General features: G+C 59.8%; 26 protein-coding genes and 1 riboswitch. Of the genes, 15 read left to right on the forward strand and 11 right to left on the reverse strand.

Features of this window, described 5'->3' with window-relative positions:
- Positions 1-17 precede the first annotated feature (17 nt).
- Together ATHL_RS17945 and ATHL_RS17950 are read right to left on the reverse strand one after the other, a co-directional pair.
- Positions 18-2207, reverse strand: a complete 2190-nt coding sequence (locus ATHL_RS17945; protein WP_062196541.1) for a heavy metal translocating P-type ATPase — start codon at positions 2205-2207, stop codon at positions 18-20.
- A 28-nt stretch (positions 2208-2235) separates the two neighbouring features.
- On the reverse strand, positions 2236-2580 hold the full coding sequence (locus tag ATHL_RS17950; RefSeq protein ID WP_062196539.1) for an ArsR/SmtB family transcription factor: 345 nt from the start codon (positions 2578-2580) through the stop codon (positions 2236-2238).
- A gap of 236 nt (positions 2581-2816) precedes the next feature.
- On the opposite strand from ATHL_RS17950, the gene ATHL_RS17955 reads away from it, so the two are divergent.
- The 5 genes from ATHL_RS17955 (at position 2817) to ATHL_RS17975 (ending at position 8071) form a co-directional block, all read left to right on the forward strand.
- Positions 2817-4121, forward strand: a complete 1305-nt coding sequence (locus tag ATHL_RS17955) for a coproporphyrinogen III oxidase family protein (RefSeq protein WP_062196537.1) — start codon at positions 2817-2819, stop codon at positions 4119-4121.
- Between the two features lie 194 nt (positions 4122-4315).
- Positions 4316-5548 carry a 30S ribosomal protein S1 gene (locus tag ATHL_RS17960; protein WP_062196536.1) on the forward strand — a complete coding sequence of 411 codons (1233 nt, stop codon included), beginning with the start codon at positions 4316-4318 and terminating at the stop codon, positions 5546-5548.
- Between the two features lie 64 nt (positions 5549-5612).
- The gene (locus ATHL_RS17965; RefSeq protein ID WP_062196534.1) at positions 5613-6749 is read left to right on the forward strand and encodes a dipeptidase; all 1137 of its coding nucleotides are present in this window, start codon (positions 5613-5615) and stop codon (positions 6747-6749) included.
- The gene (locus ATHL_RS17970) at positions 6746-7246 is read left to right on the forward strand and encodes a hypothetical protein (protein ID WP_062196533.1); all 501 of its coding nucleotides are present in this window, start codon (positions 6746-6748) and stop codon (positions 7244-7246) included. Before ATHL_RS17965 ends, ATHL_RS17970 begins: the two co-directional genes overlap by 4 nt.
- A 21-nt stretch (positions 7247-7267) precedes the next feature.
- A complete protein-coding gene (locus ATHL_RS17975; protein WP_062196531.1) occupies positions 7268-8071 on the forward strand; it encodes an alpha/beta hydrolase in 804 nt (267 codons plus the stop codon).
- A 5-nt stretch (positions 8072-8076) separates the two neighbouring features.
- Here ATHL_RS17975 and ATHL_RS17980 read toward each other — a convergent pair whose 3' ends face one another.
- The gene (locus ATHL_RS17980; RefSeq protein WP_062196529.1) at positions 8077-9501 is read right to left on the reverse strand and encodes an FAD-dependent oxidoreductase; all 1425 of its coding nucleotides are present in this window, start codon (positions 9499-9501) and stop codon (positions 8077-8079) included.
- Positions 9502-9602: 101 nt separating this feature from the next.
- Between ATHL_RS17980 and ATHL_RS17985 the strand changes: the two genes are divergently transcribed.
- From ATHL_RS17985 to ATHL_RS18005, 5 genes are all read left to right on the forward strand, one after another.
- Positions 9603-10325, forward strand: a complete 723-nt coding sequence (locus tag ATHL_RS17985; protein WP_162787806.1) for a hypothetical protein — start codon at positions 9603-9605, stop codon at positions 10323-10325.
- Positions 10322-11629, forward strand: coding sequence for a M16 family metallopeptidase (locus tag ATHL_RS17990; protein ID WP_062196526.1), 1308 nt, complete (start codon positions 10322-10324; stop codon positions 11627-11629). Before ATHL_RS17985 ends, ATHL_RS17990 begins: the two co-directional genes overlap by 4 nt.
- Positions 11626-12912: a M16 family metallopeptidase gene (locus ATHL_RS17995; RefSeq protein WP_062196524.1), complete on the forward strand. Its 1287-nt coding sequence runs from the start codon at positions 11626-11628 to the stop codon at positions 12910-12912. Before ATHL_RS17990 ends, ATHL_RS17995 begins: the two co-directional genes overlap by 4 nt.
- 76 nt (positions 12913-12988) lie before the next feature.
- Positions 12989-13375, forward strand: a complete 387-nt coding sequence (gene acpS / locus ATHL_RS18000; protein ID WP_062196522.1) for a holo-ACP synthase — start codon at positions 12989-12991, stop codon at positions 13373-13375.
- Positions 13372-13998, forward strand: coding sequence for a metallophosphoesterase family protein (locus tag ATHL_RS18005; protein WP_062196521.1), 627 nt, complete (start codon positions 13372-13374; stop codon positions 13996-13998). The genes acpS and ATHL_RS18005 overlap by 4 nt, the downstream gene beginning before the upstream one ends.
- Positions 13999-14081: 83 nt before the next feature.
- Here the strand turns inward: ATHL_RS18005 and ATHL_RS18010 are convergent, their stop codons facing one another.
- Together ATHL_RS18010 and ATHL_RS18015 are read right to left on the reverse strand one after the other, a co-directional pair.
- Complete coding sequence (locus tag ATHL_RS18010; RefSeq protein WP_062196519.1) at positions 14082-14321, reverse strand: hypothetical protein; 240 nt, start codon at positions 14319-14321, stop codon at positions 14082-14084.
- Between the two features lie 55 nt (positions 14322-14376).
- The gene (locus tag ATHL_RS18015) at positions 14377-15207 is read right to left on the reverse strand and encodes a hypothetical protein (protein WP_062196518.1); all 831 of its coding nucleotides are present in this window, start codon (positions 15205-15207) and stop codon (positions 14377-14379) included.
- 160 nt (positions 15208-15367) lie between these two features.
- On the opposite strand from ATHL_RS18015, the gene ATHL_RS18020 reads away from it, so the two are divergent.
- Complete coding sequence (locus ATHL_RS18020; protein ID WP_201798025.1) at positions 15368-16549, forward strand: winged helix-turn-helix domain-containing protein; 1182 nt, start codon at positions 15368-15370, stop codon at positions 16547-16549.
- Positions 16550-16553: 4 nt separating this feature from the next.
- On the opposite strand, the gene era is transcribed toward ATHL_RS18020, so the two are convergent.
- Together era and ATHL_RS18030 are read right to left on the reverse strand one after the other, a co-directional pair.
- Entirely contained in the window at positions 16554-17471 is a 918-nt protein-coding gene (era, locus tag ATHL_RS18025; protein WP_062196515.1) for a GTPase Era, read from the reverse strand.
- A 39-nt stretch (positions 17472-17510) separates the two neighbouring features.
- Complete coding sequence (locus ATHL_RS18030) at positions 17511-17939, reverse strand: VOC family protein (protein WP_062196513.1); 429 nt, start codon at positions 17937-17939, stop codon at positions 17511-17513.
- A gap of 177 nt (positions 17940-18116) precedes the next feature.
- Between ATHL_RS18030 and ATHL_RS18035 the strand changes: the two genes are divergently transcribed.
- The 3 genes from ATHL_RS18035 to ATHL_RS18045 are packed head-to-tail and all read left to right on the forward strand — an operon-like array spanning position 18117 to position 21484.
- A complete protein-coding gene (locus ATHL_RS18035) occupies positions 18117-19727 on the forward strand; it encodes a histidine kinase N-terminal 7TM domain-containing diguanylate cyclase (protein WP_062196512.1) in 1611 nt (536 codons plus the stop codon).
- Between the two features lie 53 nt (positions 19728-19780).
- Positions 19781-20719: an LLM class flavin-dependent oxidoreductase gene (locus ATHL_RS18040; protein ID WP_062196510.1), complete on the forward strand. Its 939-nt coding sequence runs from the start codon at positions 19781-19783 to the stop codon at positions 20717-20719.
- A gap of 24 nt (positions 20720-20743) precedes the next feature.
- Complete coding sequence (locus tag ATHL_RS18045; protein WP_062196508.1) at positions 20744-21484, forward strand: SDR family NAD(P)-dependent oxidoreductase; 741 nt, start codon at positions 20744-20746, stop codon at positions 21482-21484.
- An 18-nt stretch (positions 21485-21502) separates the two neighbouring features.
- Here the strand turns inward: ATHL_RS18045 and ATHL_RS18050 are convergent, their stop codons facing one another.
- Positions 21503-21985, reverse strand: a complete 483-nt coding sequence (locus tag ATHL_RS18050) for a hypothetical protein (RefSeq protein WP_062196506.1) — start codon at positions 21983-21985, stop codon at positions 21503-21505.
- A gap of 146 nt (positions 21986-22131) precedes the next feature.
- Here ATHL_RS18050 and ATHL_RS18055 point away from each other — a divergent pair, with 146 nt between their 5' ends.
- Entirely contained in the window at positions 22132-22827 is a 696-nt protein-coding gene (locus ATHL_RS18055) for a DinB family protein (protein WP_062196505.1), read from the forward strand.
- On the opposite strand, the gene ATHL_RS18060 is transcribed toward ATHL_RS18055, so the two are convergent.
- From ATHL_RS18060 to ATHL_RS18070, 3 genes are read right to left on the reverse strand one after another with little or no spacing between them, the layout of a single operon-like run.
- A complete protein-coding gene (locus ATHL_RS18060; protein WP_062196503.1) occupies positions 22828-23637 on the reverse strand; it encodes an ABC transporter ATP-binding protein in 810 nt (269 codons plus the stop codon).
- On the reverse strand, positions 23621-24592 hold the full coding sequence (locus ATHL_RS18065; RefSeq protein WP_062196502.1) for an ABC transporter substrate-binding protein: 972 nt from the start codon (positions 24590-24592) through the stop codon (positions 23621-23623). The genes ATHL_RS18060 and ATHL_RS18065 overlap by 17 nt, the downstream gene beginning before the upstream one ends.
- 14 nt (positions 24593-24606) lie before the next feature.
- A complete protein-coding gene (locus ATHL_RS18070) occupies positions 24607-25416 on the reverse strand; it encodes an ABC transporter permease (RefSeq protein ID WP_062196500.1) in 810 nt (269 codons plus the stop codon).
- 122 nt (positions 25417-25538) lie between these two features.
- A riboswitch (FMN riboswitch) is annotated at positions 25539-25664 on the reverse strand.
- Between the last annotated feature and the right edge of the window lie 142 nt (positions 25665-25806).

Below are 25806 nucleotides of genomic sequence, written 5' to 3' on the forward strand. Positions count from 1 at the left end.
GGCCTGCGGCAGGTGGCTCAGGCTTTCATGCGTAACGGGCGCATACCGTTCAACGTCACCAGCAAAGAAACGCCCATATCGGCGGCAACAGCCATCCATAGCGTGGCCCAACCGTTGAGCGCCAGGAGGATGAAAAGCAGTTTGATCCCCAGGCTCACGGCCACATTTTGCCGGATCAGTCCCAGGGTGCGGCGCGCCAGCCGCACCGCAAAGGGCAGACGGCTCAGGTCACCGCTCATCAGCACCACATCGGCGGTCTCCATGGCGGCGGCACTGCCTGCGCCGCCGACTGCCACCCCCACTTCAGCCGCAGAAAGGGCCGGGGCATCGTTGATGCCATCGCCCACCATCGCCAGGCGGCCGTCAGTGGCGGCCAGCTGACGCACCGCTTCTACTTTATCTTCGGGGAGCAAACCGGCGCGCACCTCAGAAATGCCCAGTTGTGCGCCCACCTCCTGTGCCACTGCCGGGTTATCGCCGGTGAGCATGGTGGTCCGCAGCCCGAGACGCTTCAGTTCGGCCACCACAGCCGGACTGGCCGGACGAAGGGTATCGGCCACTGCCAGATACCCCCGCACCCGCTGGCCATCACAGAGGAGCATGGCCGTCTGTCCCTGAGCTTCGGCCTGGTTCACCTCGGCGCAGAGTCGATCCGAATGGGGATGATACGCATCAAAAAGCGCATGGTTGCCGATGGTCGCAAGCTGACCGGCCACCCGCCCCTGCAACCCCCGCCCGTTAAGACTGGTCAATTCTTCGGCCGGGGGGTAACGCGTATCGAGGCCCACCCGCTGTGCCGCCCCTACCACAGCCTGCGCGAGGGGGTGAGTGCTGTGTTTCTCCAGGGCGGCGGCCAGGGCAAGCACATCGCCGCAGGCCTCACAAGGGCGAGAAGGCTCGCAAGAGCCGCCGTTGGCGCAATCTTCGGCGCGATAACGGGTAAGCGAGGGAGAACCCCGGGTGAGTGTGCCCGTCTTATCGAAAGCTACCTGCTTCACCTGCGCCAGGGCCTCAAGGTACACCCCGCCCTTAAAGAGCACTCCCTGCCGGGCCGCCGCAGTGATGGCAGAGATGATCGTCACCGGGGCACTGATGACCAGCGCGCACGGACAGGCGATCACCAGCAGAGCCAGCGCCCGGTAGAGCCAGCCCGTCTCTCCACCGGAATTAAGGAAAGGCTGACCGAAGAAAAGCGGGGGAATGATCGCTACCAGCACGGCGACACCTACCACCACCGGGGTATACCAGGTGGCAAAGCGGTCGATGAAACGCTGGCTGGGGGCGCGCCGGTTCTGGGCCTCGGTGACCATCCGCACAATCCGTGCCAGGGTGGTGTCTTCGGCATGATGCGTCACCTTCACTTCGAGCACCCCGCGCCCATTCACCGAACCGGCGAACACCTTTGCGCCGGGGCCTTTTTCAACAGGGATGCTCTCACCGGTGATCGGCGACTGGTCAACCTCACTGTTCCCGCGCAGTACCTCCCCATCGATGGGGATGCGCTCCCCGGCCCGGACGAGGATACGATCACCGGGGCGCAGATCTTCTACCGCCACCAGTGCCTCTCCGGCATCACTCACACGCAGGGCAAGGTGCGGAGCCAGACTGCGCAATTCTCCGAGAGTGCGGCGGGCGCGCTCGGTGGTATACCCTTCAAGAGCCTCGGCGAGATCGAACAGAAAGATCAGGGTGGCCGCCTCGGCGATATCTCCAATCACCACAGCTCCCAGTGCGGCAATGGTCATCAAAAGGTTGATGCTGATGCTCCGATTAATCCACAGGTTGGCCAGCCCCGCCCGCGCCACCGGCCACCCCGCCACTCCCAGAGCAATGATCTGCAGAGCAGAGCCCAGCACAGCCGGCAGGCGGAATGGTTCTACCAGGAGGGAAAGGAGGAGGATTGCCCCGCCGATGAGCGCCAGGCGCGTTTCGCTGGCGGCGAGCAGAAAACGAATAAAACCCCCTGCACCAGCCCCCGGTTTTTCTTCAGCCGGGTTTGCAGGGTCTTTCAAACGATAACCGAGGGATTCTACCCGTGCCCGCAGGGCTTTTTCGTCAGGGGCACCTTCCACTTCAAGCAGGCCGGTCGCAAAATGCACCCTGGCCCCGGTCACCCCTGGCAGGCGCGACACACCCTCTTCGATATGGCGGGCGCAATCGGCGCAATCCATGCCTTCCACAGAATAGGTTTGATGAGAAATGGTCATGAGCCGTTACCTCTGTGCATTGAAATACTCAGCGATGGCGCACGTGCTCGAGGCCGCGCTGAAAAAGATCGCGAATATGCTCATCATCCAGGGCGTAATACACCAGGCGCCCCTCTTTGCGGGTACGCACCAGGTTGAGATGCCGTAAAATGCGCAACTGATGCGAGGTGGCGCTCTGAGAAAGGCCCAGCACAGCCGCCAGGTCGAAAACACACAGCTCACCCTCCAGCAATGCCGAGATGATCAGCACACGGGTGGGGTCTGAGAGGGCGGCGAAAGCTTCTGCCAGGCGGGTGGCGGTGAGTGCGTCAATCAACCCGGCCCGCACCCTGTTCACCGCCTGTTCATCGATTGTGGTTCCCTTTGGTTCCATGGGCTCCTTTGTGCAACATCTGAATATATGAGCGAACATTCATACATTGGAGGAGTATACAGCATTCCATCCGGAAGATCAAGAGGAAAAGTCAGATCGCTTCTACCCGGAAGAGGATTTTCGAGTACAATACCCGGAATGGCTTACAAAAACCTCATGCAAAGGTTTTCTGTGAGCACCCGGCGGGTAATACACCCTGCCTCAAAGGTCTGTTTCTTAAAGAGGGGACTCTTTTTATGATTGTGGATGGGGTATTCTCAACCTCTTTTCGCATTGCCGCCCAGGTATTACTCAACATTCAACCGGCCAGCCGGGTATCTTTGCCGCCCCCCAAGCCGGGACAAACCTATATGCTCTACACCCACATCCCTTTCTGCGAGAGCCTTTGCCCCTATTGCTCTTTCAACCGTTTTCTCCTGGATGAAGCCTCAGCACGCTCGTATTTCGTCAGCCTGCGCGAAGAAATGCGTCAGGTGGCGCGCGCTGGTTATTCGTTTGAGACGCTCTACATCGGCGGGGGCACCCCCACGGTGATGCTCGATGAACTCGTCCAGACCATCGATCTGGCGCGTGAGCTCTTCCCCATTCGCGAGGTCTCCTGCGAAACCAACCCCAATCACCTTGACCAGCGTCTGATCGATGTGCTCGACGGACGGGTGCAACGCCTTTCGGTTGGGGTGCAGAGCTTCGACGATGAACTGCTCAAAAAAATCAACCGTTACGAGCGTTTCGGCTCAGGAGAAGCGATTTTAAACCGCCTGCGCAGTGTGGCCGGATGTTTTGACTCGCTCAACGTAGACATGATCTTTAATTTTCCCGGGCAGGATGAAGCTGCCATCCGGCGGGACATTGCCATGGTGATCGCCTCTGGCGCCAACCAGACCACCTTTTACCCCTTAATGACCTCGCCCTCTGTACAGCGCTCCCTTGCGGCCACTGTTGGTCAGGTGGAATACCGGCGCGAAGCCGAGTTGTACCATCTGATCGTCGAGGAATTAACCCGCGAGTTCGACCTTTCCACCGCCTGGACGTTTTCGCGGAAGGGCAACCATCTCATTGATGAATACATTGTAGAAAGCGATGAATATGTAGGGATCGGGTCGGGTTCGTTCAGCTTCCTTCAGGGCGCGCTTTACGTCAACACCTTCTCGCTGGAAACCTATCGAAGGATGGTTGCCTCAGGGCACGCTCCCATCACCGGGAAGCGCCGTTTCAGCAAAATCGATCAGATGCGTTATCGTTTCATGATGGATCTGTTCGGTCTGCGGCTCGACAAGCGGGCCTGGAAGGCGCGTTTCGGGCGCAGTATTGAGCAATCACTTCCGCTGGAAATGGCCTTCTTCCAGGCCAGCGGCGCCTTTGCCGAAAACACCGCCGAGGCGATCACCCTCACCCCGCACGGGCGCTACCTGCTGGTGGTGATGATGCGCGAGTTCTTCTCAGGCATCAACCGCATTCGCGACCAGGCCCGTCAGGCGATGCTCACGGTAGAGCCGGCAGAATTGAAGCGGCTTCAGCCGTACTCTCAGGCAAAAGCCTGAAAGACGCCCCGTGGGAATCCATGCACCTCCATCAACCCACGCGTCTGAATCTCCCTGAAAATAGCCCGCCAGAATTATCCTGTGAGGAGAAAAAACTCCCCGTGAACGATATCGGGCAATAACCGGGGTTGCCAATCCGGTTAATCGCATTTATAATGGTTGTTAATCTTAAACCTCCGGAGTTCAGAAGTCGTATGGATCAGAATGACACCCAGCTCGAGCAGGGAAAGGCCGCCGAAACCCCTGAGAACAACGCCGAGAATCACAACAGTATGGCATCCTTGCTGGAGAAGGAAGGCCTGGGGATGGACTTCCCCCAAGCAGGGGAAATCCGCACAGGCGTTATTGCAAGCATCAGCCCCGGTCAGATTCTGGTAAGTGTGGGCACCAAATCGGAAGGGGTCATCAGCGGGCGGGAACTGGAAAGCATCCCCCCCGAAGAACTGGCTGAATTGAAGGTCAACCAGGAAATCCCGGTTTACATCATTAACCCTGAAGATCAGAATGGCAACCTGGTGCTCTCCTACACGCGGGCGCGTGAAGCCGTCAGCTGGCAGGAGATCGAACACCTGCTTCAGAGCAAGGAAGTCATTCACAGCAAAATCGTGGGCTACAACAAGGGAGGGCTGATCGTGCCGGTCAAGGGCCTGCGCGGTTTTGTGCCCGCCTCTCAGGTAAGCCTCTCACGCCGCGCGGGCATGTCGGGCGAGACGCCCGATCAGCGCTGGAGCCGCATGGTTGGCGAAGAGATCGATGTATGCGTGATCGAGGTCGACCGCGAACGCCGCCGGCTGATCCTCAGCGAACGCGCCGCCAGCAGTGAAACCCGCGAGTCGCTCAAGGAAAGAGTCATCGAAGAACTGACCGAAGGTGAAGTGCGCACCGGGCGCGTGACCAGCCTGGCCGATTTTGGGGCCTTTGTCAACATCAACGGTGCAGACGGCCTGGTACACCTCTCCGAAATCTCCTGGGAGCGCATTAACCACCCCAGCGAAGTACTCAAGGTGGGGCAGGAAGTCAAAGTCAAGGTCATCAGCATTGACCGCGAGAAAAAGCGCATCGGCCTTTCCATCCGGCAGCTGCAGGATGACCCGTGGACTCAGCACACCGCAAAATACCAGGAAGGCATGCTGGTGCAGGCTCAGATTACCCGCCTGACCAAATTCGGGGCATTTGCCCGCCTGGAACCCGACCTGGAAGGCCTCATCCACATCTCCGAAATCAGCGAGCGGCGTATTGAGCACCCCAAGGAAGTCCTCAAAGAGGGCGACACGGTGACCCTGCGCATCATCAAGATCGACCCGGTCAATCATCGCATTGGCCTCAGCCTGCGACGGGTAGATTCTCAGGCCTACGCCGAACTCGACTGGCAATCGCTGGAAGAAGTGATGGACGAACTCGGCGAAGACGACGAAACTTCAGCCTGATTTTTTCATCGACCCATGAGCGCACCGGCGCCGGTGCGCTCTTTTTTCTCCCGATCTTTCCTCCATGTCCTTTCCTGTGATCGACGCGCACGAAGACCTGGCCTACAACGCCCTGACCTTTGGGCGCGATTACCTGCAATCGGCGATAGAAACCCGCCGCCGCGAGCAGGATTCGGCGATCCCTCAGCGCAACGGGCATTGTATGCTCGGCTGGCCCGAATACCAGCAGGGGCAGGTGGCCCTGGTCATTGCCACGCTCTTCATCGCCGCCCACGGCACCGTCGACGACTGGGAAAGCCAGACTTATCGCTCCAGCGCCGAAGCGCGTCTCCTCTGGGAAAAACAGATCGCCTACTATCAGCGCCTCTGTGGAGATTTTCCCGACCGCTTCCGCTGGGTCTGCGACCGGCAAACCCTGCGTGAACACTTCGCCCGCTGGAAGACCCAGCCAGCCACCCTCCCCGATGAGAACACCGCCAGCAGTGATGGCTGGGGACGCACCCACCCGGTAGGGCTGACCCTGCTCATGGAAAACGCCGAAGGCCTGCACACCCCCGCCGAACTGGAAGAGTGGCGTGAACGGGGGGTGCGGCTGGTGGGGCCAGTCTGGGCACCCCATGGGGAACGCTTCTGTGGGGGGAGTCAGTCGCGCGCGGGGTTCACCCGCGAAGGCTACGAACTGCTGGAAGTCATGGCCGGTCTGGGGCTGATTCTGGACATCTCGCACATGAACGAACGTTCCGCCCTTCAGGCGCTGGACCGCTACGAAGGTCCGGTAGCGGCCACCCACGCCAACTGCCGCGCCCTTCTGCGCGTTTCTGATAACGAACGTCACTTCAGCGACCGGGTCATCCGCCAGCTCATCGAGCGTGACGGTGTGATGGGTGTTTCACCCTTTGCGCGCTGGTTGCGCCCGGGCTGGTCTCCCTCGGACGACCCAGCACAGACCACTTTCTCTCACCTGGTGGCGCACATCGACCACGTCTGCCAGATTGCCGGTGACGCCCGCCACGTGGGCCTGGGCACCGACTTTGATGGCGGCTGGGGGTGGCCTGCCGTTCCTCAGGGCATGAACACCATTGCCGACCTGCAAAAACTTCCCGCCTGCCTTGCAGAGGCAGGGTATGCCACCGAGGATATCGCCGCTGTGATGGGAGAGAACTGGGCTCATTTCCTCGAAAGGAACCTGGCAGAGACATGACCGCCCCCCTGCCCAACCGGGCCGCAGAGCCATTGACTTCTCAGCCTCAGGAATCGCCCACCCGACCGTTACGCTTCTGGCGGCGGCGGATGCGCACAGGGCTGGCGGTTACCCTGGTGGGGTTTCTGATTTTCCTGCTGGGGGCAAGGCCCGGGCTGTTCGGTGTAGACCGCAGTCCGGTGATCGGCTTTGTGCAGATCGCCGTGTTTTTGGTCGGGCTGGCGATCATCTGCGTGGGCGGGTACATCAGCCTGCGCTCTTTATGGAAAGAACACCCCCTCAGCATCGCCGCGGATGTTGGTCAGCGTCTGGTTGCCACGGGCTACGTCATCGCCGTGTTTACCGGCATGGCCGATATCTTCGGCATGGGCAGCCACCCCCTGCCGGGCATTCCCTATTTTGGCGAATGGCAGGCGCGGGGGGTGGAGCTGGGAATGGGAGTTATCGCGGTAGGATTTCTCATGATGCTGCCCCCCGGGCGGCGAGATTCAACCTGATCTTCTTCGGAGAGGAAAACCATGCTCGCAGAACTGGTACGATTGACCACAAGTGACGGACTGAAGCACTTCGGTGCCATTTACCCCGCCAGAGGCGACCACCCTTCAACCCTGGGGGTGGTCATCGTCCACGGCATGACCGGCAGCTTCATCGGCGAGATCGAGAGCGCCCTCCCTCCCCTGCTGGCCGAAGCCGGATACACCACCCTGGTTTTCAACAACCGCGGCACGGGGCTGCTGGGTGCGGCCACCGAAAAATTCGCCGATTGCATCGCCGATATCCGCGCGGCGCTCGACCTGATGGAAGCGCGCGGGTTCTCGCGGGTGGCACTCTTCGGCCACAGCAAAGCCGGGGCTAAAGTTGCCTATTACATGGCCCAGACCGGAGACCCCCGCGTGGTTGGCCTGAGTGTGCTATCGCCAGTCACCAACATTCACGACATTCCCCGCCATTTTGCCCATCAGTTCGGCAAACGCAACCCCGAGGGCTGGCTGCAACGCGTCCAGAAGCTCGCCGCCAGGGGTAAAGGGAACACCCTCTTTGCCGACCGCAACTGGCCTTACCTCATGTCTGCCGGGACTGCCGCCGAGCATCTCTCGCTCCAGGGCGACGATACCCTCGAAAACCTCGCCCGCCTGCACCTGCCCATTCTGGCGGCCTGCGGTTCGCTGGAGCTGGACTGGTGCCAGGTGGTGGCCAGGCTGCGCTCATCGCCCCCGGCCGGGTACCGGGTTGAAGTGGTGGAAGGCGCCGACCATGTCTATACCGGCCGCGAACAGGCCCTGGCAGACCTGATGGTGGCATGGATGAAAACCCTGGGGTAAACCTCTCACCCGATTAACGGCTGGAGCAACCCCATCACCTGGAGCATCTCCAGATTGTGTTCAAATTTAAACTCCGGCAGGCCGAGCCGGGCGGCACGCTCGCGTTCGGCCTGCTCCAGGCGGAGCAGGTCGGCGCGGGTTACCAGGGGTTTTCCCAGGGCGCTTAACCGCGCGCGAATGGCATCTACTGAAGCCTTCCCCGGGGGCAGGGTGGCCAGATAATCCAGCAGGGCGTGCGCACCATTGACGCCGTCTTTCCGCGCCAGCCCTACCACACCGGTGCTGGCTTTTCGCGCCCATCCCACCACAAACACATCCTCGATGACCTTACCTGCCACGGGATCGTAAACCTCGTAGCTCATCCCATCTTTGGGAAAACGCGGTTGAGGGTTCTTATAGAACTCGTTGCCTTCAACCGGCAGTCCCAGGCTCGAATCCACCCGATCTCCGATGGCGAAAATCACCGTGTCTACTTCCAGCGTATGATAAAGCCCCATGCCGTGGGCCACGGTTTCGCCGCTGGATGTACGCACCAGCATGGTCTGTTCCAACTCCAGCCCGCACACCCGCCCCTGGGCATCGCCCAGAACGCGCACGGGAGAGGCTAAAAATTGAATGCGGAAGGCGGGAGAACCCGCAGCCGGGGGCTTTTTTTCTAACAGCGAGGCAATCATCTCATGCATGGTGTTCGGATCTTGCCCCAGCTGAACCATCTGCGGGGTCACGCGTTGAAGTTCCATCTGCACGGCAGCCACATCGAGGTAACCGATGATCGACTCCAGCTCCTTCCGGTCGAACTTCACTTCTCCGGGGCCGCGCCGGGCAATGGCAATCACTTCATCCACTTTCTTTTCTTCCAGCAACCAGTGGGCAATATCGATCATCACATTGCCCACCCCCACCACAGCAACCCGCCGCCCGATGGCAAACTCCATATCCACGTAAGGGGGAAGGCGGTTGTAATGATACACAATGTCCTTAGCGTGGTAGACCCCCTTTAAATCCTCGCCAGGGATACCCGCCCACTTGGTAGCCTGCGCTCCCACTGCTACCAGTAAGGCCTGAAAGCCCATCCCCCGGAGATCGTCGAGGGTGAGGTCGCCATGTTCCCCGATCACCAGGTTGCCGTAATATTCCACCCCCGGGGTATCGAGGATTTGTCGGAACTGGGCACGCAACCCCTCTTTCATGCGCGTCTTTCCGGGGTAAATGCCGTATTCGGCCAACCCGCCGGGCTTGATATCGCGATTGAACACGAACACATGAACCCCATGGAGCGCCAGCTCGCGCGCCGCAAAAAGCCCCGCCGGGCCGGCTCCGATGACGGCAACCACGGGCTGGGGGGCAACCGCAGAAGAAGATGGAACAACGGGTGTCTCGGCCTGAGGTTGAGGTGCAGCTGGCAGGGTTGATGGCTGATTGGCTTCCATGTTAACCTCCGCGTGATGATCGTGCAAAATGGCACATAATGTGGTTATTATACCCTTTTTTATGTTTTTCCTTTTTTATAAAGTCATGCTATAAATACCCCATGGAAGAACCTCTCCCTCCCGCGACTCATGCCATGGGAAACCCCTCCCCTCCGCGCCCGCCGGGGCGCGGTGAGCCCCTGCGACTGCGCCGGATTTCTCCCCGCCGCGGCTGGAAGTTTGCCCCTGCCTTCTGGACAACCGCAAGCGTGATTTCTCTGGCGGTGAACCTCATCCTGCTGGCTGTGTTGCTTTCACTTGGGCGGCAACTCTTTGCCATTAAAAAGGTGGTGGAACAACAGGTGCTGGGCGGGCTGTACCAGAATTTTATCTGGATGGATCAGGCTCACATCAAGACCACCATCCCCGTCAGCACCCAGGTGAAGGCTCAATTCGACCTGCCTCTCAACACCCACACGGTGGTGGTGCTCACCGAAGATACCACCCTGGCCAATGCACGGGTGGCTCGCCTCACCACCGGCGGGCTTTCCATCGAAAATGCCCCGGCAACAATCGTTTTACCCGCCGGAACCCGCCTGCCGGTGGCACTCGATCTCATCGTGCCGGTCGATCAAATGATCCCGGTGCAACTCAACGTGGAGGTGGATATTCCTCTCAACCAGACCGAATTGCACCAGCCTTTCGTTGGGTTACAGGAAGTGGTGCGCCCCTACTACCGCTTGATGAAAGAACTCCCCGATACCTGGGGAGAGGCGTTATGTGGCCCTCACCCCTCGGTGCTTTGCGCCTGGGCATTTCGATACACTCCGGATGACACCCCATGAGCGATCCCACCCTGAAAGTACAACTTTCTAACGGGCTTACTGTCCACCTCAAAGAAATTCATACCGCCCCTTTGATCAGCCACTGGATCTGGTATCGGGTGGGGTCACGGGATGAGCCAGCCGGTCTGACGGGCGTCTCTCACTGGGTGGAGCACATGCAGTTTAAGGGCACCCCACGCTACCCCGCCACCGTCCTCGACCGCGCCATCTCCCGGGAAGGCGGCATGTGGAACGCCTTCACCTACCTCGACTGGACGACTTATTTCGAGACTCTCCCCGCCGATAAAATCTCTCTGGCATTGGAACTGGAGGCCGACCGCATGGTCAACAGTCTCTTCGACCCGGAAGAGGTGGAATCGGAGCGGACAGTCATTCTGGCCGAACGCGAAGGCCACGAAAATGAACCCCTCTTCCGCCTGGGCGAGGCTGTGCAGACGGCCTCTTTTCGGGTGCACCCGTATCGCCATGAAATCATCGGCGATAAAGAAGACCTTCGGCGCATGACGCGCGACGATCTTTACCGGCACTACCGCACCTACTACAACCCCAACAATGCACTCATCGCTATGGCGGGCGACTTTGAGGCCGAAGCCATGCTCCAACGCCTGCAGGAATTGTACGCGCCGCTCTCAGCGGTGCCCCTGCCCGAACGGGTAGCCGCGGCATGTGTGGAACCGCCCCCGCAGGGCGAGCAACAGCTTGAAGTGACCGGCCCCGGCCAGACCACCTATATTCAGATTTCTTACCGTTCGCCCGCTGCCGCCCACCCCGATTTTGCCACCTTCACTATTATCGACAGCCTCCTCACCGGCCCCTCCAGCCTGAACATGTTTGGAGGTGGGGGCATCTCCAATAAGACCAGCCGCCTTTACCGCGCCCTGGTGGACCGCGAGCTGGCCGTCTCGGTTGGGGGAAGCCTTCAGGCCACGCTCGATCCCTTCCTTTATGATACCATCATCACCGTCCATCCCCAGCGAACCCCACAGGAAACCCTTGCCGCCTACGACGCACAAATCCGGCGTCTTCAGGAAGAATGGGTCAGCAGTGACGAAATTGCCCGCGCCATTAAACAGGCCCGTGCCCTCTTTGCCTACGGGAGCGAAAACATCACCAACCAGGCCTTCTGGCTGGGATATGCAGAAATGTTTGCCTCGTACGACTGGTTCACCGGTTATCTGGAAAATCTCAGCCGTGTGACCCCGGACGAGATCATGCGGGTGGCCCAGACGGCCTTCCTGGCGCAAAACCGTGTGGTGGGGGTCTACCTGCCAGATCGCTCCGATGGAGGGGGGAAAGAACCATGAACGATTCCAACTACTTCAGGCTGGTTCCCGGCCCGGATGACACCCTGCGCGAAACCCTCCCCAATGGCATCACGGTGCTGGCGCGCCACAACCCCGAGAGCCTTTCGGTGGTGGTGAGCGGTTACCTTACCGCAGGCAGCCTTTTCGACCCACTCGACCGGCTGGGGCTGGCGCACTTTACGGCGCTTTCGCTGATGCGCGGCACCTGGCAACACGACTTTCAGGCCATTTACGACACCCTCGAATCGGCGGGGGCTTCGCTGGGATACGCGGCCAGTGTGCATCACGTGGGTTTTGGCGGGCGGGCTCTGGCCGAAGACCTGCCCCTGTTGCTCTCTCTGCTCGCCGAAACCCTGCGTTCACCGGTCTTCCCGGCAGAGGAGATCGAACGCCTGCGCGCCCAGCTCCTCACCGGGCTGGCCATCCGCGACCAGGACACCGCCGACCGCGCCGAAATGGCCTTTGAGGAAATCATCTTCCCCGGTCACCCCTATGGCCGCCCCACCGATGGCACTCAGGAAAGCGTGGCGAACATTACCCGGGATGAGATCGAAGACTTTCACCGCCGCTGTTATGGCCCAAACGGAATGGTGATCGTGGTGGTCGGCGCCGTTGAAGAGAAAGAGGCGCTGGACATGGTAGTCAATGCCCTGGGCGACTGGAAGCATCCTGCCCAGGCAACCCCTCCGCCCCTGCCCGAACTGCGCCCGCTGGAGAACCCCGTGCGCCGCCACATCTTCCTGCCGGGCAAGGTGCAGACCGACCTGATCATGGGCTGCCTCGGGCCAGGGCGCACCTCTCCCGATTACCTCGCCGCCTCGCTGGGAAACGACATTCTGGGGCAATTCGGCATGATGGGACGCATCGGCGAGGTGGTGCGCGAGCAGGAAGGCCTGGCCTACGACGCCAGTGCCAGTCTGAACGGCTGGATTGCCGGTGGCTCGTGGGAAATTTCTGCCGGAGTGCACCCCGAACACCTGGAACGCGCCATCGATCTGATTCTTAAAGAAGTGCGGCGCTTCATTGCTGAACCGGTCACCCCGGAAGAACTGGCCGACAGCCAGGCCAGTTACATCGGCAGGCTCCCCCTCACCCTCGAATCCAACGCCGGGGTAGCTCATGCCCTGCTCAAACTGGAGCGCTTTCAGCTGGGGCTGGACTACTACCGCAAATACCCGGGCATGGTGAAGAGCGTCACCCCGGAGCAAATCCTGGAAGTGGCCCGGCGCTATCTGCAACCCGAGCACTTCGCCATCGTCAGCGCGGGGCCAGCGCTGGAGTGAAACCCTTGCCAAACCTCAGGCCATGGAAGCGAAAAATCTTTTCACCCGTCCCATTTTTTACTAGAATGGAATCGGCATGATTCTGCGCAGTGGTGTGGATATTGTGGAAATTCGGCGGCTGGATGAGGTCAACCCGGCCATCCGCGAACGCTTTATTCGCCGCGTGTTCACCGAGCGCGAGATCGAGCTGGCGGGTGGGTCTTCGGCCAGCCTGGCAGGACGCTTTGCCGCCAAAGAGGCGGTCTCGAAAGCCCTGGGGACGGGTATTGGCTATGTGCGCTGGCGTGAGATCGAAATTCAGCGGGGGCTGGCCGGTGAACCCCGCCTCGTCCTCCACGGACGGGCGCAAGAAGTGGCCCGTCACCTGGGGTTACAAACCTGGACGGTGAGTATCAGCCATGGCAGAGAGCACGCCGTGGCCATGGCAGTAGCCATTGGTGAGGAGGGTGATGGAATACAATGAAAATCCTGGCCCTCAGCGACCACGAGCTTCCTAACCTTTACACCGCCTCCATTGCCGAGCGGTTTAAAGATGTGGACCTGGTCATTGGCTGCGGTGACATGGCCTATTACTACCTGGAATACATTCTCAGCATGCTGAACAAGCCGCTTTACTACGTCAACGGGAATCATGCCCCGCCGGTGGAATACGGCGAAGGCGGAGCGCGAGATCACCCCTGGGGCGGGATTAACCTTCACCGCCGGGTGATACGCGACCCGTCAACGGGTTTGATCCTGGCCGGCATCGAAGGATCGCTTAACTATAACAACGGCCCACGGCAATACACCCAGGAGGAAATGTGGTGGATGGTGCGCGGACTGATCCCTCGACTGATCATGAATCGCATCCGCTACGGGCGTTACCTGGATATTTTCGTCAGTCATGCTCCCCCATGGAAAATCAACGACGCCGACGATCTGCCCCATCGCGGGATCAAGGCCTTTGTCTGGCTGATCCAGACCTTTAAACCGACTTACCATCTGCACGGTCATGTGCACATCTACCGGCAGGATATTCCGCGCATGAACCAGGTGGGCGATACGCGGGTAATCAACACCTGTGGTTATCAGATCATCGAATGGTGATTCTACCTTCATGGATTTAAAACCCTGGCGGGCGACGCATGGACACACGCCGCCCGCCGCACCACAACGAAGGAGGCACAATCTTACGTTGTCGTTGGCAATTCATTGACTCCCAGCCAGAGGTGATTGGGAAGCACCTGACGGCTGGGGCGTAACTCGATCCCATTGGCGGGTTTCACCTCATCCTGAATCATGCTCGGGTGAACAAAACACAGGTTGGGGGCTGTCCCGTATTTTTTCTGGTAATAAGCCGCCGCCCGCATGACTTTGGTGGGCAGGTCAGTTCGGGGATCATTATCGAACCACAGCATTCCAGTGCGCATGAAAACCTCCGTGTTACCGCTGCAAGAGCGGAGAATTGCAAGCTCCGTACCAGGCTCAGGCCAGGGGACGGAATTTTAACCATTGATCCTGAATGCGGACGGCCATCCGCTCCGCATCCGTGAAGAGCGCCAGTTCCTCTTCACCGAGTTGAAAACACTTCCGGTACACCTCACCGTCGAGCGCCGTGCCCAGGATGGCACTCTGGAACAGGCGTGCCCAGCGCCCCAGCCCGGGAAGCGATTCTGCCACCGCAGAAGCCACCGGCCAGATCTTCACTGCCGGGCCTTCTCTGACCAGCCAGTCGAAATTAACGCGCGCCTCGTATTCCAGCCGGGCCGCCGCACTCAGATCATCAATCACAACCAGTACCGATGGCCCATCCCTGCCCAGACTGCGGCGCTGATCGGCCCAGGTGGCGAGCTTAAGCAGCCAGCGGGCGCCGCTCTCTTCCAGAATGTCCTCCACACCCAGGCAATGACGGTTTTCGCTTTCAGGAAGCCAGTCCTGCCATTCCTGCGGGCGTGCACTGAGAACAAGAAACTGCACATGACGCGGCGAATTGAGCACCATGGCCGATTGAAGCAGGGTGCGCAATACTCCCATACGCAGGTCGTAATTATCCGCACACACCAGCAGAGAGCCCGGGGCAGGGTCGTTGAGATCGAGCAGCACGGGCAGGCCATCTTCACAGACCCCCAAAAGGGCAGTCTCCCGGGGAAGCCCCACCAGCTGTTTTAACAGAGCCTCCAGCTCCGGGCTGAGCGCCACTGGCTTGCGGGCGGCTGTCGCCTGGAACAGGCGCGGGATGCGCAGTCTCCTTTCCGCAAAGGCCGAGAGAGAAGCCAGCGGGTGGGGAGCATGGGGGGTGGAAAAGAGTTCGGTCATAAGGTCTTCCTTACGAAATAGAACAAATGTTCAATTCAGATTATACCGGAGTTTTCCTGTTTGTCAATACCTTTGTGGTACAATTTGAGAACATTTTTTCTAGTTCTGGAGGCTCCCCCTGAATCACCCGATCCTTTCTCTCTCCGCCGCCCGCTCTCTGGTGCTGGAAGCCCAGGGCCTGCGCCTGCCGCCCGCCCGCCCCGCCCATCGAGACGATGTACTGCGGGTCGTCCGCGGCCTCGGCGCGCTGCAGATCGACACCATCCATGTGGTGGCGCGCAGTCCGTACCTGGCCCTCTTCAGCCGGCTGGGTGCCTACTCACCCACCTGGCTGGATGAACTCCTGGCTGAGGGGAGAATTTTTGAATACTGGGCGCACGCCGCCTGTTTCCTTCCCATGGAAGATTACCCCCTTCACCGCCGCTTCATGCTCGATGGGAGGCGTTCTTATTACCGCCCCGCGTGGTACGAAGCCAACCGCCAGGCGGCGGATGACGTGCTGGAGCACATCCGCACCCACGGAGCCGTGCGGTCGGCCGATTTCGAAGGCAAGAAAAACCCCGGCGGCTGGTGGAACTGGAAGCTGGAGAAAAACGCCCTGGAATACTGGTTCTCGGCGGGGGTGGTCATGGTTGCCCGGAGGGAAAAATTCCAGCGCGTTTACGACCTGCGCGAGCGGTTACTACCCGAATGGCATGATGATCAAACCCCCACCCTGGAGGAAGCCTGCCGTGCCCTGGTGGAGCGCACCGTGCTGGCACTGGGCCTGGCCCGCCGTACCTGGGTGGCCGATTATTTCCGCCTGCCCGGAAAAGAGGTCGCGGCGGCCATTCGCTGGCTACTGGCGGAGGGGCGCCTGCTCGAGGTGCCGGTGGAAGGGTGGGAAGAACCCGCGCTCATCCATCCTTCGCGCCTGGAACAGGCACTGGCCGCGGCTGAGGGTCAACTGCCAGCCACCCATACCACCCTGCTTTCCCCTTTTGACTCTCTCATCTGGGACCGCAAACGCACCCGGGAGCTTTTCGGATTCGATTTTTCTCTGGAATGCTACCTGCCACCTGCCAGACGCACCTACGGCTACTTCGTGTTGCCCGTGCTCCATCGAGGGGCGCTGGTGGGGCGGGCAGATGCCAAGGCTCACCGCAGGGAAGGTGTCTTTGAAATTAAGGGGTTCTTTCTGGAAGAAGGCATCCAACCCGGAGAAGAGCTGGCGGCTGCAGTGGCCCTCGCCCTGCAACACTGCGCCATCTGGCATGCCACTCCGCAGGTATGCCTGGGCCGCTGCCAGCCAGAAACCTTCCGGCCCATGCTGGCCGACGCACTGGCCGTTTATAAAACATGAACGGTTATTTTGTGAGCACGTAGCCCAACTGCCGGAGCATGGCCGGGTTCTGCCGCCAGTTTTCCATCACCTTCACATGCAGGTCGAGGAAAATGGTGCGCCCGGTCATCGCCTCGATCTCCTTGCGGGCCGTGGTGCCGATGCGTTTGAGCATTTCACCGCCCTTACCGATGAGAATTGGTTTTTGCGATTCGCGCTCCACCAGCAGGGTAGCCGCAATGTAGGAGGTCTCTTCATTGCGGTCTTTAAATTCGTCGATCCGCACCGCCACAGCATGGGGAACCTCATCCTTGAGATGCCTCAGCACCGCCTCACGGATCAGGTCGGCGGCGATCTCCCGTTCCTGCAGGTCGGTAACCTGCTCCTCGTCGTAGTAACGCGGGCCGGGGGGCAGCCTTTCGAGGATTGCCTCAAGCAGGGCATCGGTTGCCAACCCCGTGGATGCCGAGATCATCAACGCAAAGGCCTGTGGATACAATGAAAGATACTCTTGCAGACGCACTGAGCGCAGTTCTTCGGGCACCAGATCTATTTTATTGAGCGCCAGTACCACTTTGAGAGGCTCGTCTTTCCCGGCCTCCTTCAGGTAGTCCGCGGCCAGCTGGTCTTCGGCATTGGGCCTGGCGCTGCCATCCACCAGCCAGAGGATGACATCCGCATCATGGAGAGCATCCAGCGCCACCTGATTCATGTATTCACCCAGGCGGTGCACGGGGTGATGAATCCCCGGCGTATCCACAAAGATGATCTGTGCCTGGGGGAGGGTAAGAATGCCAAGCTGGCGGCGGCGGGTGGTCTGCGGACGAGGCGACACTGCCGCGATCTTTTGCGCCAGGAAAACATTCAACAGCGTTGATTTACCCACATTCGGGCGGCCAATGACCGCCACAAAACCCGATTTAAAATTGGGGTCGTAATCCATAATGTTCCTTCCATCCCTTCCAGGGCAAACCCGCAGGGTTCAAACGGCCCACACCCGGCGGCCGGTGGGGCGCGGCACATTGCTTCCGGTAGAGTATGTGGTTGTGACCGGGAAACCGGCTTCTTCCAGGGTGAAGGGGTTGCCCTCAGGGTCGCTCCCCTCACAGTAGCGCTGCCCACCCTCACCCGTCACCAGCGGCCCTAACGGCACCCCGCGCGAGAGCAACTCCTGGCGGGCGGTTTCAATTTCTCGCACGGCAAACACCAGGCGGGCGCGCGCGCCAGTCAACGGCGCTGCTGAACCTCTTTCCAGCCTCAGCCTGAAAGCCCCGGCTTCCAGCTCAGCACAGGGTGTCTCTTCTGCCGTGTCTGCAACCTTCAGGCCCAGGATATCACGGTAAAAACCCAGCTCTTCGGCCAGATCGTGTACCATCAGGCAAACTTTTCTGAGGCCAACCAGTTCAATCATCCCGGCACCTGTTCCTCCTTGAAATTGTACCAGCAACACGGAGGAAAAACGAAAACACCTTCAGGCCTGTTCCCAGGGTTTTCTGTACCTCACAGGGCATAACCTGAGTTTACACATTTGGTAAGGCATCTGCCCCTTTTCTGGCGTATACTTGGGAATAGTCGGGATCATCCGGCCATGCTGATGGATTTAGCCGTCTTTCGTTTTACGCTCCCTTACCTGCTTTCAGCGCTCGCCTCGGTGTGGATCGCTATACTGGCGTTTCGCCGCCGGGGAGTGACCGGCGGGCAGGCTTTCGGCTGGCTGGCGCTGGCTGAGACCATCTGGACGCTCGGATACATCTTCCAGCGGTTCAGCTCCACGCTCACCATGCAGCTGTTCTGGAACAACGTTCAGTTTCTGGGGGCAGTTACTTCTCCCCTGGCCTTTTTCTTTTTCAGTCAGTGTTATACGCGCCGCGAAACCAGAATGTTGCCCGGCTGGCGTGTCCTCATGCTGGTCGCGCTGGCGCTTCTGGGGCTGATCTGGAGCGATTCCCTCCATCACCTTTTCCGGGTTCAGCCGCACCTGGTTCCTTCAGAGCCTCTGCCGGTACTGGTCTTTACCAACGGGCCGCTCTTCTTCCTTTACCCGCTGATCGGCTATCCCCTGCTCATTGCCGGGACATACCGCATTGTGGTGAACTACGTCACCGCCCCGCGCATCTTCCGTTTGCAAATCGCCACCGTGCTGGTGGGTGTTTTGATCCCCTGGATTACCACTGTGATCACCTGGCTCGATCTTGTTCCTCTGCGCCTGCACGACATCACCCCGCTCACCTTTGGGATCAGCAACCTCATCGTGGGTTGGGCGCTGTTCCGCTTTGGCCTCTTTGACCTCATTCCCGTGGCTTATGCCACCCTGGTCGAATCCATGGCCGATGGTGTTCTCGTTGTGGATGGAGAAGAACGCATCATCGATATGAACCTGGCTGCTCAGAAAATGCTTGGGCTCCGCTTCCTTCCCTCCCTGGGAATGCCCCTTTCGGCCATTCAATGGCCGCTTGCCGCATTGCTGAACGCCCCCCAGGCCTTTTCTTCGGTTCAGGAACTCGAACTAACACCCGCTGGCGAAAGCCGCTGGGTTGAAGTGCGCTTCATTGCCCTGCAGGATAACGCACAAACCATGCAGGGGAAGCTGATCGTGCTTCACGACATTACCGAGCAAAAACAGGCCGAAGACCGACTGAAAGAGATGGCCCTCACCGATTACCTCACCGGGGTTTATAACCGACGGCATTTCTTCACCCTGGCTGAAACCGAGTTTGAACGCACCCGACGAACGAGACACCCGCTTTCGATCATCCTCCTGGACATTGATCATTTTAAAACGGTCAACGACACGCTGGGGCATGCCGCCGGAGACCGCGCCCTGCAGGCGCTGGCCCGGCACTGCCATAAGCACCTGCGCCCCTATGATATTCTGGCACGCTACGGCGGCGAAGAATTCATCCTCCTGCTCCCCAACACGAATGAAAATGAGGCGTATGCCATCGCAGACCGCCTGCGCATGGGTCTCGCGCAGGAAGCCGATTTTAACCCCCCCGGCCTGGCGCCGGTTACCATCAGCTCAGGGATCGCCGAGCTTTTCACCTCTCAGGCCGAGACGCTCGACCGCCTGATCGAATGCGCCGATTCAGCCCTCTACCGCGCCAAACAGCAGGGCAGAGACCGTGCCTGCACCTTCCAGAATGCAAGCGCCATGGATTTTAACGTCCGCTCTGAATCCCTGCAAACACCCCGGGAATAAAAAATTATAAATTTCACTATAATTAGAGAGATCATGATCGAACGGAGGAAGCGATGACCCCTAGAATTCAGTTTGGCTGGCGCACCCCCGATTGGCCTCTCCCCGGCAGTTCAGGACGTGAGTTACGCGATCAGTGGTTCGCCTACCTGGACGCCATCGAAGAGCACTTCGATTCTGCCTGGGTCGCTGACCACTTTTTCCCCTGGTTAAGCACCCTCAACCAGCGGCTGGACGTTTTTGAGGCCTGGACGACGATTTCCTACCTGCTGGGACGCTACCGCAAGATTAAACTGGGCAGTATCGTCCTTTCGCAGTCCTATCGTTCACCGGCATTGCTGGCCAAAAGCGCGGCCACCCTGCAGACTCTTTCCGGCGGGCGCTTCATCCTGGGCATCGGGGCTGGATGGAAAGAAAACGAATACCGTGCCTATGGCTACGACTTCCCCGCCACCAGTGTCCGTATTGCCCAGCTGGAAGAGGCCGTGCGCGTCATTCGTGCCATGTGGACACAGGAGTCTCCCTCTTTCCACGGTACGTATTACCATATTGAGGCGGCTTATTGCAACCCCCGTCCCGATCCCATGATCCCGATCATGATCGGTGGGGGTGGTCGGCGCCTGACCCTGCGCGTGGTGGCCAAATATGCCGACTGGTGGAACTTCCCCGGCGGAACCCTGGAAAATTACGCCTCTCTGCTGAACACCCTCCGCGAGCATTGCAACGCGGTTTCACGCCCGTACGAAGATATCGTCAAAACATGGGCCCACGACTGTGTGGCCGTGGCCGAGACGCACGAAAAAGCCGAGGAGATTGCCCGCGCCCACCCCCTGTTCGATGAAACCGCCATTTTTGGCACCCCGGATGAGGTGGCGGCAAAAATCCATCCCTTTGTGGAACTGGGAGTCAGGCACTTTATCTTCCGCTTTGCCGACTTTCCCGATCCGGCGGGGGCTCTGCTCTTCGCCCGTGAGGTAATGCCGCGCTTTATCTGAGTCTTTCTGGAGGAGAATTTCACCATGCCCGAACCCCTGGTTGCTTTCGTCACCGGCGCCGACCGCGGCCTTGGGCTGGCTCTGTGCGCTGGTCTGCTCGAGAGTGGCTGGCGAGTCTTCGCTGGCCAGTACCTGCCCGACTGGCCCGACCTGCCGCACCTGGCTGAACAATTTCCAGATCAGCTCTTCATCATCCCTCTCGATGTTGGTTCAGAAGAATCAACCCTGGCGGCGGCCCGCGCTACCGCCCAACACACCGCGCGGGTTGACCTGTTGATTAACAACGCGGGGATCATCACCCCGACCAACGACATACCCATCCGCCAGACCCAGGATTTTGCCGGAATGCAGGCCATGTACAACATCAACGCGCTGGGGCCGCTCCGTGTGACCCACGCCTTTATGCCTCTCACCGACCGCAGTGAGATCAAACGCCTGTGTTATGTTTCGTCAGAAGCCGGGAGCATCCACCGTTGCCAGCGCACCAGCTGGTTTGGCTACTGCATGTCAAAAGCCGCGCTCAACATGGCGGTCAAAATCCTCTTCAACGATCTGCGCCGCGATGGTTACTCCTTCCGCGTCTATCATCCCGGCTGGATGCGCACATACATGTCGGGCACCAAGAACATGGAAGCCGACCTAGAGCCCGAAGAGGCCGCCCGTTATGCGCTGAAGTATTTTCTCAGTGGCATCACCGGGCCTTCTCCTTACGACGAAGACCAGCTGGTCATGCGCGACTACCTGGGCAACGAATGGCCCTGGTGAGGAGCACCTGCCGGGAAATTAACGGGTGATCCGAATCCGCACGGTAAGGCTGCCCGCATTGTCTTCCAATCGGGTATCGTTGATGCCCAGGTACAACCTGCCAGCCTGCCCGACAGGCTGAGCGAAGTCATTCCCGACCAGGAAGGGCCGGCCACGGTCAATCCTGCCGATTAACGCCGCATGCGAGGCCCCGGCGAGCACATTACAATCGCACCGCGGGTCACCCCCGAAGCCCAGGGCGTCGTAAGCACCCTGCGGCCAGGGCGACCAGAGGCCCGACTCATATTCGATGCTGAGATGATCGCCCGGGCGCACAGAGACCCCTGTATCGGTCCAGGGGCGGTCGGCGAACACTTCCACCTCCAGCTGCACGGGGGGCACCTCGGTCCGGTGCGCAAGGGCCCGCACCAGCGGCAGGCCCAGCCGACAGCCCATCGAAGCCAGCGCAAAGAGCAACAGGCCGCAAACCAGCCGCCATCGATGAGAAACCGGGAAAGACATTCAAGACCTCCTGGTCAGGCATCAGGTCATTCCGGGTCGGAATGCCCACGGGAGAGAGCGATGAACTACAGGAATTTTAGCGAAAATTTACCAGAATGAGGCCAGGAAAACTGCCCCGCTGGCTCGCGGGATGGAAAGGAGAAAATATGTTGATTCGCATCGGTCTGGAAGTTGACCCCGCTCAGCACCGTACGCAGGCCTGGGCGCTGGACTTCCCGGGGGCATTTGCCTACGGCAGAGATGAGAGTGAAGCCATGCTCAACCTGCCCCGCGCCCTGTTGCGTTACCAGCACTGGGTTAATCAGCACGCCGGAGAGCAACGGCTGAACATCGAAGATTTTGACCTGCGACTGGTAGAAACCTGGAACGTATATTCCATCAACGACCAGTATGAACCGGCCGCCGACGGGTACGAGGTAAACGCCTGGTTCCGCGACGACTGGCGCCCCCTCAGCCCCGAAGAAGTGGCCTTTGGGCAGGAGCTGTTAACCTGGAGCCGCTCTGACCTTCTGCTGATCACCGGTGAGCTTCCACCCGAAAAACTCGATGCCCTCTACCCGGGGCAACGCTGGAGCATCCGCGGCATCCTCCAGCACATCGCGTCTGCCGAGTGGTGGTACCTTGACCGTCTGGGGCTGGCCACGAGCCGCGAGGCCTTACCCGCCGATGCCTTTGAGTGCCTGGCCGCTACCCGCCAGCAATTGCAAGCCGTGCTGCCGCAGCTGGCAGGCTTGCGGAAGGTCGTAGGGGTAGAAGGTGAATTCTGGAGCCCGCGGAAATTACTGCGCCGGGCTATCTGGCATGAGCTGGATCACATCGAACACATCATCCAGCTGCTCTAGCTACTCGCCAATGGCCTGACGGATGGTGCGCGCCAGCTCTCCAAAGGTGGGCGTGTAGCGCACCCCTTCTTCACGCGGGCGGGGCAGGTTCACCGGCTGGTCGAGCACCACCCGCCCGGGACGCGCCGAAAAGACCAGCACACGATCGGAGAGCAACAGGGCTTCGCTGATGGAATGTGTTACCATCAGCACAGTGGTACGCTGCTGCTGCCAGAGGCGGAGCAACTCGGCGGCCATTTTTTCACGCGTCAGGGCATCGAGGGCGCCAAATGGTTCATCCAGAAGGAGTAAATCCGGTTCCTGAATGAGCGCACGGGCAATGGCCACCCGTTGCGCCATGCCGCCAGAAAGGTCGCGCGGCCAGGCCTTTTCAAAACCCTCCAGCCCCACCAGAAACACCCACTTCTGCGCCAGGTTCAGGGCTTGCTCGCGGGAAACTCCCTTCAGAAGCAGGGGGAGGGCAATGTTTTCGATCACTGTTCGCCAGGGCATCAGATTGGCATCCTGAAACACCAGACTGATCCTGAAAGGTTCGGCCTCTTCCGACGGGCTACAGAAGCGCACCTCACCCGCAGTGGGGCGCAGAAGCCCCGCCAGAATGCGAAGCAGGGTGCTCTTGCCGCTCCCAGAGGGCCCCAGCAGGCATACAAACTCGCGCGGCGCCAGGGTAAAGCTCACATCGCGCAGAGCCTCCACCCCGCCGTTCCCGTTGGGATAAACCATGGAAAGATTCCGCACCTCCAGCAGAGCATCGGCCACGTCAGGCACTTCCCTTTCGGAGCGGGTCTGCTTTTCAGGGTAAGTAATCATGGGTATACGCCTTGCTCAGATCCAGGGGTTGTTCCAGAAGGCCCATCTCCAGGAGAACTTTCTGCATATTTTCCCAGGCCTGGGGGCTGGTACGCCCGCCCTTTTCGACTCCCCACAGCTCAATCGAGGTAGCCAGGACTTTCTTCTGCACTTTCTCATCGGCCTGAGCGAGGTTCTCCACATATTTCTTGCTGATCGCATAGGCTTCATCGGGGTTGGCCGCGGCCTCTTGAACCCCTTTCCACGTGGCGCGCACCATACGGCGCACCAGGTCGGGGTTTTGTTGAATGGTCTGTTCATTGGTCACCAGCCCGTTCGATACCAGCTCCAGGTAATCGGAAACCCGCAGCACAGTCACCGGGTGCCCCAGCGCCTCCAGCTGAATGGGTTCGTTGGCCACATACACCACCGCGGCCTGTTCCCGCCCGGAGGTGATCCCTTCTACCTGGTTGAAGCCAATGGCGTCGAAGGTGACATCCTGCTCGGTCAGCCCACCGGCGGCCAGGAGCGCCCGCGCCCCGATGTAGCTGGCCCCGTAGAGGCCGGGGATGCCAATGCGCTTGCCTTTGAGATCCGCCGGTTTTTGAATGTTCTGCTCCACCGGCGCGGCGATGCCCACCGGGTATTGCTGATACCAGGCCATCACATACACCACGGGCAGGCCTTTCGCTCTCCCCAGCAGCACCTGCTCTCCCGAGACCATGGCAAACTGAAGCTGGTTGGCCCCCAGCAAAGCTACATTGTCGTTTTCCATGCTGTAATCGATGGAAACATCCAGCCCTTCAGCCCGGTAGTAGCCTTTCTCGATCGCCACATAGAGGGGGGCAAATTGTACATTGGGAATGTACCCCACCGGCAGGCGCACCGAAACCAGCCCAGGGGTTGCTTTGGGAGCGCAGGCCGTCAGCAAAAAAAGCGTGATGAGCAGGAAAGAGAGAAGGGAGAAGCGACGCATCGGTAAATACCTTTCTATTCAGGATGAGATTGCCAGGCCAGCAGGCGCCGTTCCAGGAGTAAAACCAGCCCATAAAGCCCCAGCGCCATGCCCACCAGCGTAAGCACCACCGCGAAAACCAGGGCCGTGTCATACTGCCCGCGGGCTACGTTGATGAGAAACCCCAGCCCGCGATCGGCCCCGATGAACTCGCCCACCACCGCGCCGATCACCGAGAGGGTGGCCCCGATGCGCAACCCGCCCAGGAAGACAGGCAAGGCGGCGGGAATTTCAAGATAGCGCAGGGTTTGCCAGCGCGTGGCATGGAATGAGCGCATTAAATCGCGCAGGTTTTGCGGCACCGCCCGCAGACCAACCACGGTATTGACCAGAACCGGGAAAAAGACGATCAGCGCGCAGATCAGCACCTTGGAAAACAGCCCCGGCCCAAACCAGATCACCAGCAGAGGGGCAATGGCCACCACCGGCACCGCCTGGCTGGCCACCAGGTAGGGGGCCAGCAAACGTTCCAGCGCCGGAGAACGGGCGATGAGGTAACCGAGCACGGTGGCCGTCAGACTGCCGGCCAGCAGGCCAAGCGAGACTTCCAGCAGGGTGGCGGCGGTGTGACGGATGAGTGTGCCATCGATCAGTGCCTGCCAGAAGCGCCCCGCTACCTGCAGTGGACCGGGAAGGATAAAAGGCGCCCACCATCCACTGGCGGCCAGGAAGTGCCAGCCCGCCAGCCCAAGCAGCAAAGACATCGGCACAAACCAACGCCGACTGCGCCGGATGAAACGCGGCGTACCTTTTGGAAGCGTGTCAATCAAAGCCAGTTCTTTCATAAAAAATCCCCGAAAGGAGCATCCTTCGGGGCATATCGAATACCAGCCTCGCATTGAAATAAAACTCCCGAAACGATTTCGTTTCGGGGCGGGCTGCTGTCAGGTAGAATCATCCTGACAGAGAATACCTTCTTTCATCCGGACTGTACCGTCGACCCCGGAATTACACCGGGTCATGCCCCGCCTGAGGCGGCTGCTCGTGGGTTGTCACCACCGATCGGGAATTTCACCCTGCCCCGAAGGTATGTTCTTTTCTTCACAGAGTATACGCGAACTCGCCTCCGAATGTCAAGGAAAACCCTGCAAATGTTAGTGCAAAGTAGTAAAGTCCCCTTTGTGCAAAGTTAAAATGTCCCCATGGGAGGGACGAGAAAGGGAATGGACAAACAA

This window comes from Anaerolinea thermolimosa, from assembly GCF_001050195.2.
GTDB lineage: Bacteria > Chloroflexota > Anaerolineae > Anaerolineales > Anaerolineaceae > Anaerolinea > Anaerolinea thermolimosa.

Bases quoted from the DNA above. Each gene is read 5' to 3' on its own strand.
- ATHL_RS17970 (WP_062196533.1), top strand. From the start codon at position 6,746: ATGACCGCCCCCCTGCCCAACCGGGCCGCAGAGCCATTGACTTCTCAG.
- ATHL_RS17990 (WP_062196526.1), top strand. From the start codon at position 10,322: ATGAGCGATCCCACCCTGAAAGTACAACTTTCTAACGGGCTTACTGTC.
- ATHL_RS17975 (WP_062196531.1), top strand. From the start codon at position 7,268: ATGCTCGCAGAACTGGTACGATTGACCACAAGTGACGGACTGAAGCAC.
- ATHL_RS18055 (WP_062196505.1), top strand. From the start codon at position 22,132: ATGTTGATTCGCATCGGTCTGGAAGTTGACCCCGCTCAGCACCGTACG.
- ATHL_RS18060 (WP_062196503.1), bottom strand. From the start codon at position 23,637: ATGATTACTTACCCTGAAAAGCAGACCCGCTCCGAAAGGGAAGTGCCT.
- ATHL_RS18045 (WP_062196508.1), top strand. From the start codon at position 20,744: ATGCCCGAACCCCTGGTTGCTTTCGTCACCGGCGCCGACCGCGGCCTT.
- ATHL_RS17950 (WP_062196539.1), bottom strand. From the start codon at position 2,580: ATGGAACCAAAGGGAACCACAATCGATGAACAGGCGGTGAACAGGGTG.
- ATHL_RS17945 (WP_062196541.1), bottom strand. From the start codon at position 2,207: ATGACCATTTCTCATCAAACCTATTCTGTGGAAGGCATGGATTGCGCC.
- ATHL_RS18010 (WP_062196519.1), bottom strand. From the start codon at position 14,321: ATGCGCACTGGAATGCTGTGGTTCGATAATGATCCCCGAACTGACCTG.
- ATHL_RS18065 (WP_062196502.1), bottom strand. From the start codon at position 24,592: ATGCGTCGCTTCTCCCTTCTCTCTTTCCTGCTCATCACGCTTTTTTTG.
- ATHL_RS18005 (WP_062196521.1), top strand. From the start codon at position 13,372: ATGAAAATCCTGGCCCTCAGCGACCACGAGCTTCCTAACCTTTACACC.
- ATHL_RS17955 (WP_062196537.1), top strand. From the start codon at position 2,817: ATGATTGTGGATGGGGTATTCTCAACCTCTTTTCGCATTGCCGCCCAG.
- ATHL_RS18070 (WP_062196500.1), bottom strand. From the start codon at position 25,416: ATGAAAGAACTGGCTTTGATTGACACGCTTCCAAAAGGTACGCCGCGT.
- ATHL_RS17980 (WP_062196529.1), bottom strand. From the start codon at position 9,501: ATGGAAGCCAATCAGCCATCAACCCTGCCAGCTGCACCTCAACCTCAG.
- ATHL_RS17960 (WP_062196536.1), top strand. From the start codon at position 4,316: ATGGATCAGAATGACACCCAGCTCGAGCAGGGAAAGGCCGCCGAAACC.
- ATHL_RS17985 (WP_162787806.1), top strand. From the start codon at position 9,603: ATGGAAGAACCTCTCCCTCCCGCGACTCATGCCATGGGAAACCCCTCC.
- ATHL_RS17965 (WP_062196534.1), top strand. From the start codon at position 5,613: ATGTCCTTTCCTGTGATCGACGCGCACGAAGACCTGGCCTACAACGCC.
- ATHL_RS18035 (WP_062196512.1), top strand. From the start codon at position 18,117: ATGCTGATGGATTTAGCCGTCTTTCGTTTTACGCTCCCTTACCTGCTT.
- ATHL_RS18050 (WP_062196506.1), bottom strand. From the start codon at position 21,985: ATGTCTTTCCCGGTTTCTCATCGATGGCGGCTGGTTTGCGGCCTGTTG.
- ATHL_RS18040 (WP_062196510.1), top strand. From the start codon at position 19,781: ATGACCCCTAGAATTCAGTTTGGCTGGCGCACCCCCGATTGGCCTCTC.
- era (WP_062196515.1), bottom strand. From the start codon at position 17,471: ATGGATTACGACCCCAATTTTAAATCGGGTTTTGTGGCGGTCATTGGC.
- acpS (WP_062196522.1), top strand. From the start codon at position 12,989: ATGATTCTGCGCAGTGGTGTGGATATTGTGGAAATTCGGCGGCTGGAT.
- ATHL_RS18015 (WP_062196518.1), bottom strand. From the start codon at position 15,207: ATGACCGAACTCTTTTCCACCCCCCATGCTCCCCACCCGCTGGCTTCT.
- ATHL_RS17995 (WP_062196524.1), top strand. From the start codon at position 11,626: ATGAACGATTCCAACTACTTCAGGCTGGTTCCCGGCCCGGATGACACC.
- ATHL_RS18030 (WP_062196513.1), bottom strand. From the start codon at position 17,939: ATGATTGAACTGGTTGGCCTCAGAAAAGTTTGCCTGATGGTACACGAT.